The following is a 10,893-nucleotide window of genomic DNA, read 5'->3' as shown; positions in this document are numbered from 1 at the left end:
GCCGGGGCCGGAGCGGACACCGGCGTGGGCAGGGGGTCCGGTGCGGGCGCGCTGTCCGCCGTGACCGGGTCGGTGATCCACAGCCGGCGCCGCAGGAACACCGACGGGGGGAGCGGCACCAGCCGGGTGCCCGGCTCGCGGGGCGCGGCACGCTCGATGTCGAGGCCCGACAGCCAGAGCTCGCCGAGCTGGTGCAGTCGCCGGTTGCGCCACAGGTCCGCGAGGAAGGCCGTGGTCTCCGGCAGCGTGTCCAGGTCCCGGTGGGCGCCGCGGCCGTCCCGCAGGTCGGCGTACCGTACGGCGGTCTCCTCCTCGCCCCCGCCGGTGCGGGCCGAGCGGGCGAAGGCGCCGAGCGCGGCCGCCAGGCCGGCGGTGTCGTCCGCCACCACGGCGAGGCGGCAGTCCATGGCGGCCCGGCCGGTGCGCAGGCTGTACGCCACCGCCCGCAGGTCGGCGGGCGCCTGGGGGCCCTCCAGCCGGCGCGCGAGGCGGTCGGCGGTGGCCGCCAGGTGCTCCCGTGTCGGAGCGGAGAGCAGGACCAGTTCCGGGCGGCCCGGCTCGGCGGCGGCGCCGGCGGCCCGGCCGTGCCGCTCGGGCAGGTACTCCTCGACGATGACGTGGGCGTTGACCCCGCCGGCGCCGAAGGAGCTGATGCCCGCCCGCCGCGGCAGCGCGCTGCCGTCCGCGCCGGTCAGCCGCTCCCACCGGCCGGGGGTGTGCTGGAGGACGAAGCGGGTGTCCTCCAGGCGCAGGCCCGGGTTGACCGGGTCGGCGTGCAGGGTGGGGACCAGCTCGCCGTGGCGCAGCTGGAGCAGCACCTTGGTCAGCGCGGCGATGCCGGCCGCCGACTCGCCGTGCCCCACCGCGGACTTGACCGACCCCAGCGAGCAGGGCACGGAGCCGGAGCCGTACGCGTCCTGGAGGCCGGCCAGCTCCACCGGGTCCCCGAGCTCCGTGCCGGTGCCGTGCGCCTCGATCACGTTGACGGTCGCCGGGTCGGTGCCGGAGTCGCGCAGCGCGGCACGGATCACCCGGGCCTGCGCCCACGGGCTCGGCGCGGTGAAGCCGTTGGTCCGCCCGCCGTGCGCGACGGCGCTGCCGCGGACCACCGCGTGCACGGTGTCGCCGTCGGCCAGGGCGGCGGCGAGCGGCTTCACCAGGACGGCTCCGCCGCCCTCGCCGGGGCCGAAGCCGGCTCCGCCGGCGCCGAAGCTGCGGCACAGGCCGTCCTCGGCCAGGAAGCCGGACTGGCGCAGCATCCGGAACCGGGAGGGGTGGACGTACAGGTTCACCCCGCCGACCAGGGCGGCCGCGCACTCGCCGCGGCGGAGCGCGTCGAGCGCCAGGTGCAGCGCGACCAGGGACGAGGAGCAGGCGGTGTCGACCGGCTGGCTCGGACCGCGCAGGTCGAGCAGATAGGACAGCCGGTTGGGCAGGGTCCAGTAGTGCCCGGACGGCATCTCCCGGTGTCCGGCGGCCCAGCGCTCGGCGCCCAGCAGCTTGTAGTCGCTGGAGGTGATCCCGGCGAAGACGCCGACGCTGCGGCGCTCGCCGTCCGGAGCGACCAGGTCGTCCAGGCGCGAGCCGGTGTATCCGGCGTCCTCCAGTACCTCCCAGGCGACCTCCAGGAACAGCCGCTCCTGCGGGTCGAGGAGGGTGCCGTCGTGGGCGGACAGTCCGAAGAACGTCGGGTCGAACGCGTCCACGCCGTCGAGGAAGTGGCCCCGGGCCCTGACGCCGCCCGCGTCCGGCCAGCGGTCGGTCGGCAGGTCGGAGGTGGTGTCCTTGCCGTTCAGCAGGTTCTGCCAGAAGGCGTCCAGGTCGGGCGCCTGCGGGTAGCGGCCGCTGATGCCGATGATCGCGAAGCGGTCGTCGTCGTCGTCGGCCGCCGCCGGTGCGACCGGGACCGTCGACGCCGCCGGAGCTGCCGGCACCGCCGCGGCGGCCGGTGCCGCCGGGGTCGCCGAGGTCGCCGAGGTCGCAGCAGGGACTGCCTTGGCGGCGGCCAGGTGGTCGACCAGCTCGTCCAGGTCGCGCAGGCCGAAGAGCATCTCCGGCCCGACCGGTGCCACTTCGGCGCTGAGCCGGGAGGCGAGGGTGCGGATCATGACGGAGTCCAGGCCCATCGACTCCAGCGAGGTGTGGCCGCCGATGCTGCCCGCGGGGCGGCCGATGGTGTCGGCCACCGTCCGGCTGACCCGGTCGGCCAGTTCGGCGCGCCGGCCGGCATCCGCCGCGGCGGACTCGGCCGGTGCGACGACGGGAACGGCGGGAGCAGCGGGGGCGGCGGGAGCGGCGGCGGTCGCCCGGGCGGGCGCGCCCGGCCCGGCCTCGGGACGGTGCTCCAGGTGGAGGTCGGCCAGGTGGGCCCGCCATGCGGCCCCGTCGCCGTGGAAGAGCGAGACCACCTCGGGGCCGTCCGCGGCCAGCAGGCGGTCCAGGGCCGCGAGCCCGGCGGCGGCGGGCAGCGGCGCCATGCCGGTGTGCTGGGCGACGACCTCCAGGACCGGCTCCGGAATGCTCATGCCGGGGACGTCCCAGAGCGGCCACTGCACCGACAGCGTCCGGCCGTGCCGCTCGCCGCGCGACACCTGCCCGGCGCGGCGGGTGGCGAAGCCGTCCAGGAAGCCGTTGGCGAACGCGTAGTCGCTCTGGCCGAGGTTGCCGGTCACCGCGGCCACGGAGGAGAACAGCACGAACGCGTCCAGCGGGAGGGCCGCGGTCGCCTCGTCCAGTGCCAGCGCACCGAGGATCTTGGGCGCCAGCACGTCGGCGACGTCCCGGGCGTCCTTGCGCACCAGGTAGCCGTCGCGCACCACGCCGGCGGCGTGGAAGACGCCGTGCAGGGCGCCCTCGGTCCGGACGATCTCCGCCACGAGAGCGGCGGCCGCCTCGGGGTCGGTGACGTCGGCCCGGACGTAGCGCAGGCGGTCGCTGTCGGCCACGGCGCTGCGGGCCGCGGCGGCGAGGTCGTCCCATGCGGTCCGTCCGCAGAGGACCACGCGGGTGCCCGGACGGTCCGTCAGGTGCCGGGCCAGCGCGAGGCCGATGCCGCCCGCGCCGCCGCTGACCAGGTACACGCCGTCCTGGCGCACGGCGGGGCGGGTCCCGGGCAGCGGGACGGGGGCGAGCACCCGGCGCAGCCGCCCGGTGGAGCGGAGGTCGGCCAGGTGCCCGTGCTCGGCGCCCGGGGCGGCGATCTCGGCGAGCAGCCGCCTCGCGTCCGGCGTGCCGCCGGCGGTCAGCACCGCCCGGCCGGACAGCCGGGGGTTCTCCTGGCGGAGGGTCTGGACGAGCGCTCCGGCCGCGTCGGCGCGGGTGGGGTCCGCGGTGACGGCCAGCAGGGTGAGCTGCTGGGTGCGCAGGACGGCCAGCGCCGCACGGGCGGCTTCGAACACCTCCAGGTCCGCGGCGGTCGCGGAGGCTCCGTCGGCGGGAGCGGTGAGCCGCAGCACGACGGTGACGGCCTGCGCGCCGGTGGCCCGCAGCGCCTCGGCGGCCGTCCGGTCCGTGCCCAGCCGGTGGACGTCGAGCCCGGTGGCGGCCAGGGCGGCCGCCAGGTCACCGGCCGGGTCGTGTACGAGCAGCGGGGCGGTGGGCGCGGACGCGGCGGCCGGCAGCGGGGCGGCGATCCACTCCTGCCGGTGCAGCACCGGGTCGGTGAGCGGCGCGGCGGCCGGGATCCCGTCCGGGGTGCGGGCCCCGGCCGACTCGGCCGGAGTCCCGTGCGGGGCGGACGCGGGGGCCGCGGCGACTGCCGGGGCCGGCGCCGGCGCCGAAGTCACGGCAGGTGCCGCGGGCGCGGCAGGCGCCGAAGCCACGGCAGACGAAGTCACGGCAGACGCCGGGGGCGCGGCGGGTGCGGGCGCCGGGGAGGCGGGGCGCTCGACGTAGTGGCGCTCCGGGGCGAAGGGGTACGCCGGCAGCGAGAGCCGCCGGTGCCGGGTGGCCGGGCTGACCGCGGCCCAGTCCACCGTGTGGCCCTGCGCGTAGAGCTTGGCCAGGGCCGCCAGCTCGGCCGGCCCGGGGTTCTCGCCTGCCCGCTCGACCAGCCGGGCCAGCAGCGCGGCCTGCGCGCGGCGGACGGCCGGGTCGGGCGCGGCGGCGTCGGGCGCGGTGTCGGTGCGCCGCGGGTCGGCCGAACCGGCGGCGAGCAGGTCCAGCGATTCCAGCAGTTCGTCCCGGCCGGAGACCAGCAGCGCGGAGCGGTACGGGTGGTGGGTGCGGGCGACGGCCAGGGTGTGGGCGACGTCGGCGGGCGTCGCGTCGGAGCCCGGGCCGCGCAGCCAGCGGGCGAGGTCGGCGGCGTGGGCGGCGGGCGCGTCGGCGCGCCGGCCGGACAGCGGGACCAGGACGGGCGAGGCGCCGTCGCCGGCAGTGGGCCGGGCGGCCGGCTGGGGGGCCTCCTCGACGACGACGTAGGCGTTGGTGCCGCTGAAACCGAAGGAGCTGACACTGGCCCGGCGGGGCCGGCCGCCGCCGGGTCGGGCCAGCTCGCGGCGCTCCGCCGCGACCGTGAACGGCCCCTGGTCGAACGGGATCTGCGGGTTGGCCCGGGTGTAGTGGAGCGACGGCGGGACCTGCCCGGTGCGCACCACGCCCGCCGCCTTCAGCAGCCCGGCCAGGCCGGCCGCCGCCGAGGTGTGGCCGATGTTTCCCTTGACCGATCCGATCGGCACGCTGGCGGGCGCCAGCCCGGCGCCGGCGAACGCCTCGTTGAGGGCGGTGACCTCGATCGGGTCGCCCAGCGGGGTGCCGGTGCCGTGGCACTCGACGTAGTCGATGCCGGCGGGGTCCACCTCGAAGCGCTGCAGCGTGTCGCGGACCAGTGCGGCCTGCGAGCGGGCGCTGGGCGCGGTGATGCCGTTGGTGCGCCCGTCCTGGTTGAGCCCCGACGCGCGGATCACCGCGTGCACGGGGTCGCCGTCGGCGAGCGCCTTCGACAGCGGCTTGAGCACCACGACGGCGCAGCCCTCCCCCGGCACGATGCCGTCGGCGGCCGCGTCGAACGGGCGGCAGCGCCCGTTGGGGGACAGCATCCCGGCCGCGCTCATGAACACGTGCGGGAGCTCGGTCAGGTACAGCGTGACGCCGCCGACCACCGTCAGTTCGGTCTCGCCGAGCCACAGCGACTGGCAGGCCAGGTGCAGGGCGGTCAGCGAGGAGGAGCAGGCGGTGTCCACCGTGACGGCGGGGCCCTTGAGGTCCAGGTGGTAGGCGATCCGGGCGGCGAGGATGGAGTTGGAGTTGCCCTGCATCACCTGGGGGAGCCGCTTGTACGGGCTCTCCCGCTCGACCAGGTCCTGGTAGTCGTTGAGCATGACCCCCGCGTAGACGCCGCAGCGGGTGCCGGCGAGCGAGCGGGCGTCCCGGCCGGCGTGCTCCAGCGCGCGCCACGCCTCCTGGAGGAAGAGGCGTGCCTGGGGGTCGGTCAGCTCGGCCTCGCGGGGCGTCATCCGGAAGAAGTCCGCGTCGAAGCGGTCGGCGTCCGCGACGTAGGCGCCCCAGCGGGAGACCGAGCGGCCCTCGGCGGCCGGGTCCGGGTCGTAGAACTCCTCGGTGCGCCAGCGCTCCGGCGGTACCTCGGTGACCAGGTCGTCGCCGTCGAGGATCCGCTGCCAGAACGTGTCCGCGTCGGCGGCGCCGGGGAAGCGCGCGCTGTAGCCGATCACCGCGACGGGCTCGGGCCGGCCCGCCGCGGGTCCGGCGGCGGGCGCGGCCGGCGCGGTCGTCCCGGCCGGCGCGGTCGTCCCGGCCGGGGGCTCGGCGGCGGGCCGGGTGGGCGCGGCTGCGGGCTCGGACGGGCGCGGTGCGGCCGCCGGGCTCCGGCCGGCGAGCAGCGCCTGGGCGGCGGCCCGGTCCAGGCCCCCGTCCTTGAATCGGGTCAGGATCTCTTTCGCGTCCATCAGTTCTCGCGGTCCTCGCGTCGGCGGTGTCGGTCTGGTCGGGCGGCGGTCCGGCCCTGGGGCGGCGGGGGTCAGGGGTGTCGGCGGTCGGCGGCGCCGTAGCCGCCGACGATGCGGTCCATCACTTCGGGCAGCCGGAAGGAGGTGCGGTGCATGGCCGCCTCCCGCGCGATCGCCGCGTCGGTGGCGGCGAGCAGCGGTGCGGCCAGGTCCTGCTTGAGCAGTTCCAGCGAGGCGCGCGGCGCGTTCGCGATGCCGGCGGCCAGCGCGCGGGCGGTGGACGGCACCTCGTCGTGCGCCACGACCCGGACCGGCGCCCCGCGTTCGCGGAGTTCGGCGCCGCGGTGGTTGCGCGCGGTGTAGAGCATCTCGGTGCCGAGCTGGTGGCCGAAGCGGGCGGGCAGGAGGTGGGTCGCGCCCATGCCGGGTGTGAAGCCGTAGCGCATGAAGTTGGCCGCGTACACCGACCGCTCGCTGAACACGGCGAGGTCCGCGTAGAGCGCCAGCACCAGGCCGCCGCCGATCGCGTGCCCCTGCACCGCGGCCACCACCGGCAGGGGGCAGCGGGCGAAGACCCGGAAGAAGTCGTCGGTGTCGAAGCTGCCGTCGCCCCGGGCGAAGTGGACCAGCTCCCGCTGGGACCCGCCGGCGCAGAACAGCTCGGGCATGCCCTCGACGACCAGGACGCGGGTGCGCTCCTCGGCGACCGCCCGGTCGACGGCGTCGACCAGGCCGCGGCTGAGCGCCGGGCCGAAGGTGTTGCGGCCCTCGTGGTCGGCCATCCGGACCACGGCCACCGGTCCCTGCCAGGACAGGTGGACCACGTCGTCGGCGGCGCCGGTGGGCGCCGTGACCGCGCTCATGCCGCCGCTCCGGCCTCGCGCAGCCGTGCCAGCAGCTGCCCGGTCCCCGGGGCGGCGAACCGCTCGATCAGCAACCGCGAGGCGTCGTGGCCCAGGCGGGCGTCCCTGGGGAACAGCCGGGCGCGGTAGTCCTTGAGCGCTGCGGTGGTGCTCCGGTCGGTCCGGCCGAGTCCGGCCAGCACCGGGGGCAGCAGGTCCTCGGCGCGCGGGCCTGCGAGGTCGGCGAGGCCCGCCCGGTGGGCGGCGTCGGCGTCGAACTCCTCGGCGCGCAGGGTCGCGGCGAACGCCCGCTGCTCGCCGATGCGGCGGGCGACGAACGGCAGCGCCATCGCCGGGACGAGTCCGGCCAGCACCTCGGTGAGCCGGAAGCGGGCCTGCTCCCCCGCGAGGACGAGGTCGCAGGCCGCGGCCAGGCCGGCCCCGCCCGCGGTGGCCCGGCCGTCGACGACCGCGACGGTGGCGAGCGGGCTGCGGGTCAGCCGCTCCAGCAGGGTCCAGTAGGGCAGTTCGGCGCCGTCCGGCAGCGGCTCGGGAGCCGGGTCGCCGCCGGACAGGTCGGTGCCCGCGCAGAAGTCCCCGCCCGTGGACGACAGGACGAACACCCGGCAGTCCGGGTCGCTCTCGGCCTGGTCGAGGGCCCGGCCGAGCGAGGTGAGCAGGTCGGTGTCGATCGGGTTGCGCCGCTCGGGGCGGTCGAGCACGGCCCGCAGCAGCCCGCGGCCGCGGACGACGCGTACGGCGTCGGTGTGGTTCATCGGCCGGCCCCCAGCCAGACGTACTCGCGGTGGTAGTTGCGCACGGCCTCCAGGACCAGCCGGGGGCGGGCCGTGCCCCCGTCGAAGCGGGCCTTGGTGATCTGCGGGAAGCGGTTCAGGTCGAAGGTGAAGTCGCGGGTGCCGAACTTCAGCTCGGCGGTGGCGGTGAGCAGTTCGTCGTACTCCGGTACGGACAGCTCGTAGCGGTCGTCCAGGGCCTCGCGGATGCCCATGGCGCGCACCGCGGCCTGCGACTCGGGGGTGACGACGGCGCTGTAGAACTCGGAGCTGCACCCGGAGCCGTAGGAGAAGATCCCGACGCGGCGCTCCCGGTCGATGACGGCGTTGTCGACGGTGCTGGCAAGCGCCAGGAAGACGGTGCCGGCGTAGATGTTGCCGACCTGCCGCGGGTACTCGACCGCCGCGGACAGGCGGGCGGTGAAGTCGTCCTCGATGGCCTGCGGGGACATCCGCTTGAGCTTGCGCAGGACGGCCCGGTGCGCGCCCTTGACCATGCCGGGGAACGGCGTGTGCATCGCCAGCAGGTCGAAGCTGTCCACGAGGTCCGCGCCCTCGACCTTGCGCGCGTAGTCGGTGAAGGAGCCCTTGAGGCAGTCGATGTAGGTGAGCAGGGACAGGTCGACGTCGCCGGCCTCCGCCTCCGGGTCGGGGCGGCAGGTGTCCATCACCTCGTAGCTGTGGAAGCCGTTGGCGCCCCGGTCGAAGGAGGCGACGACCGGCCGGTCGCTGATCAGCATGGCGACCGCGCCGGCGCCCTGGCTCGGCTCGACGTAGGTGTGCGGCACGGGACGGGCGACGTCGCTGCTGATCACCAGGGCCTTGGCGCCGTCGAACGGGCTGGCGGCGACCACGGCCGCGGCCATCTGCGTCGCCGCCGTGCCGCTGTAGCACGCCTGCTTGGTCTCGAAGAGGCGGCAGGAGCGGGGCAGTCCGAGGTGGTCGTGGACGTAGGTGGCGAGCGACTTGCCGAAGTCGACGCCGGACTCCGTGCCGACGATCAGCAGTTCGATGCGGCCGCGCTCCTCCTCGGACAGCGCGTCCACGATGGGCTTGGCGGCGTTGACCGCGAACGAGACGGCGTCCTCGCAGTGCAGGGCGACGCTCTTGCGGGCCATCATCAGGTTGTCGATCCGGCTGTCGTCGAGCTGCCGGGCCGCGAACAGGGTCGGGACGTCGACGTAGGTCTCTCCGCAGTAGACGTTGATGGCTTCGATGCCGACCGGCTTCATGGGGTGGTCTCCGTAGGTCAGGTGTGGTCAGGGTTCGGGTGGGCCGGGGCGGCCGTGCGCGCGGTGCCCGGCAGGCGCAGGACGACGGAGGCGTTGACGCCGCCGAAGGCGAAGCTGTTGCTGAGGGCGGTGCGCATCGGGTGGCGTTCGGCGCGGGTGCCGACCAGCGGCAGTCCGGGGTCCAGCGGGTGGTCGAGGTTGGGGTTGGGGTGGGCGTGGCCGGCCCGCAGCTGGCCGATGACGGCGACCGCTTCGACCAGCCCGGCGGCGCTCAGGCAGTGACCGGTCAGGGGCTTGGTGGAGTTGATCCGCAGCGACCGGCGCTCGCCGAACACCTCGCGCAGCGACGCGGCCTCCACCTCGTCGCCGAGGACCGAACCGGTGCCGTGCGCGTTGACGTAGTCGACGTCCTCCGCGGTCAGGCCGGCCGAGCGGAGCGCCGCCCGCATCGCCGCGGCCTGGCCCCGGGCGTCCGGCTCGGTGCCCCGGCGGGCGTCCAGCCGCTGCCCGTGGCCGGCGACCTCGGCGAGCACCTCGGCGCCGCGGGAGCGGGCGCCGGCCGCGGACTCCAGGACGACCGCCGCGGCGGCCTCGCCCCGGACGAACCCCTGGCGGTCGCGGTCGAACGGCCGGCACATCCGCTCCGGCGTACCGCGCAGCGCCTCGTGGGCCATGGCCCCGGTCCGGCGGAACGCCTCCGCCTCGACCGGGGACAGCTCGGCGGCCGGTGCCACCACCAGGACCCGGCGCGCCCATCCCGAGGCGATCATCCGGGCGCCCTGGAGCAGTGCGATCGTGCCGCTGGCGGACGCGCCGCCCACCGTCCAGCCCTCGCCGCGGACGCCGGTGACCTCGCTGACGGCGCCGACCACGTCCACGTCGAGGTGGGTCAGCGCGTACGAGGCCCGCAGCCGTCCCGGCGAGCTGTGGTGTCCGAGCACGGTGGCGGCCTGGTGCGCGAGGGCGAGGTTGCTGCCGGCGACCAGCAGTGCGGTCTCCTCGCCCCACGCGCCGCCGGGTTCGAGTCCGGCGTCCAGCACGGCCCGCAGCGCCGCGCAGGCCGCGGTCCTCGCCGGCAGTGCGGCCCGGCCGGCGACCCGCCGCAGGAGGGCGGCGGCCGGGCCGTTGCCGGCGAGGTGGCGCTCGGCCCAGCTCCCGAGGACGAAGTCGTCGAGGGCCGCGACGGGCAGCGGCCCGCCGTCCGCGGAGCCGTCGGCGTCGCCGGACGGCATCCGCACCGCGCTGCGCCCCGCCAGCAGGGCGGCGGTGAAGCCGTCCAGCCGGTCGCCGAGCGGGCTGAGAACGGCCGCCGCGGTGACCGCCACCGGCTGCGCTGCGGCTGCCTCGGGCGCGTCGCCGCTCACACGTGCTCGCTCAGCACCGCGACCAGGGACCGCAGGTCGTTGGCGCGGGTCAGCTGCTCGGCGGGCACCCGGACGCCGAGGTCGTCCTGGGTGGCGATGACCACGTCCATCCGGTCGATGGAGTTGGCGCCCAGCTCCCGCATGCTGTGGTCCAGCGTGATCTGCGACTCGGTCAGCTCCGGGAGCACGTCGAGCAGGTTGCGGCGGACGACGGCGAAGATCTCGTCGGGGGTCATGGTGTCTGGTTCCTCGGTTTCGTACGGGTCGGACGGCAGGGGTGTGGTGCGGGAGGGCGGGGTCAGCGCCGCGGGGTGAGCAGGGTGACCGCCTGCTCGATGGAGAGCCGGTTGTCGCGGACGGCGCTGAGCAGCGCGTCCAGGTCCGCCTGGGAGGGCTCCCCGGCGCCGGGCACCGGCAGCGGGAGGGCTGCGGGCTCCGCAGCGGCGGCCGTGGCCGGGGCCGGGGCGGCGCGTCCGGCGACGTGGCGGCTCAGCGCGGTCAGGCTGGGGTGGTCGTAGAGGATGCCGGCCTTCTCGTCGAGCCCGTAGGTCCGGTTGACGAACGCCACGAACTCCACGCCGAGGATCGAGTCCAGGCCGAGGGTGTTGAAGCTCGCCTCGTCGTCGATGTCGCCGGGCTCGCAGTACAGGGTCCGCGCCAGCTCCTCGCGCAACGCCCGGGCGATGGGGGCGGGGTCGACGGACACGGCCGACGCGGCAGGCGCGACGGGCGCGGCGGGGGCGGCAGGCACGGCG

Annotated in this window: 7 protein-coding genes; all 7 read right to left on the bottom strand. The window is 76.5% G+C overall.

Annotated elements, in window-relative coordinates; all coding sequences use genetic code 11:
• On the bottom strand, positions 1-5,906 hold a 5,906-nt coding region (locus tag HYE82_RS28060; RefSeq protein ID WP_179176964.1), incomplete at its 3' end, for an SDR family NAD(P)-dependent oxidoreductase.
• 71 nt (positions 5,907-5,977) lie between these two features.
• Positions 5,978-6,769 (bottom strand): polyketide synthase, encoded by a 792-nt coding sequence (locus tag HYE82_RS28055; RefSeq protein ID WP_179176963.1) that lies wholly within the window; start codon positions 6,767-6,769, stop codon positions 5,978-5,980.
• Positions 6,766-7,524: an enoyl-CoA hydratase/isomerase family protein gene (locus tag HYE82_RS28050; protein ID WP_179176962.1), complete on the bottom strand. Its 759-nt coding sequence runs from the start codon at positions 7,522-7,524 to the stop codon at positions 6,766-6,768. Before HYE82_RS28050 ends, HYE82_RS28055 begins: the two co-directional genes overlap by 4 nt.
• A complete protein-coding gene (locus HYE82_RS28045) occupies positions 7,521-8,774 on the bottom strand; it encodes a hydroxymethylglutaryl-CoA synthase family protein (protein WP_179176961.1) in 1,254 nt (417 codons plus the stop codon). Before HYE82_RS28045 ends, HYE82_RS28050 begins: the two co-directional genes overlap by 4 nt.
• 17 nt (positions 8,775-8,791) lie before the next feature.
• The gene (locus HYE82_RS39385) at positions 8,792-10,138 is read right to left on the bottom strand and encodes a beta-ketoacyl synthase N-terminal-like domain-containing protein (protein ID WP_218783154.1); all 1,347 of its coding nucleotides are present in this window, start codon (positions 10,136-10,138) and stop codon (positions 8,792-8,794) included.
• Positions 10,135-10,374, bottom strand: a complete 240-nt coding sequence (locus HYE82_RS28035) for a phosphopantetheine-binding protein (RefSeq protein WP_179176960.1) — start codon at positions 10,372-10,374, stop codon at positions 10,135-10,137. The genes HYE82_RS39385 and HYE82_RS28035 overlap by 4 nt, the downstream gene beginning before the upstream one ends.
• A gap of 62 nt (positions 10,375-10,436) precedes the next feature.
• Positions 10,437-10,893 (bottom strand): acyl carrier protein (locus tag HYE82_RS28030; RefSeq protein ID WP_256987815.1); only part of this gene is annotated, 457 nt, incomplete at its 5' end.

Source organism: Streptomyces sp. BR123 (assembly GCF_013401435.1).
In the GTDB taxonomy this organism is placed as follows: domain Bacteria; phylum Actinomycetota; class Actinomycetes; order Streptomycetales; family Streptomycetaceae; genus Streptomyces.
This window is presented reverse-complemented; position numbering and strand designations above follow the sequence as displayed.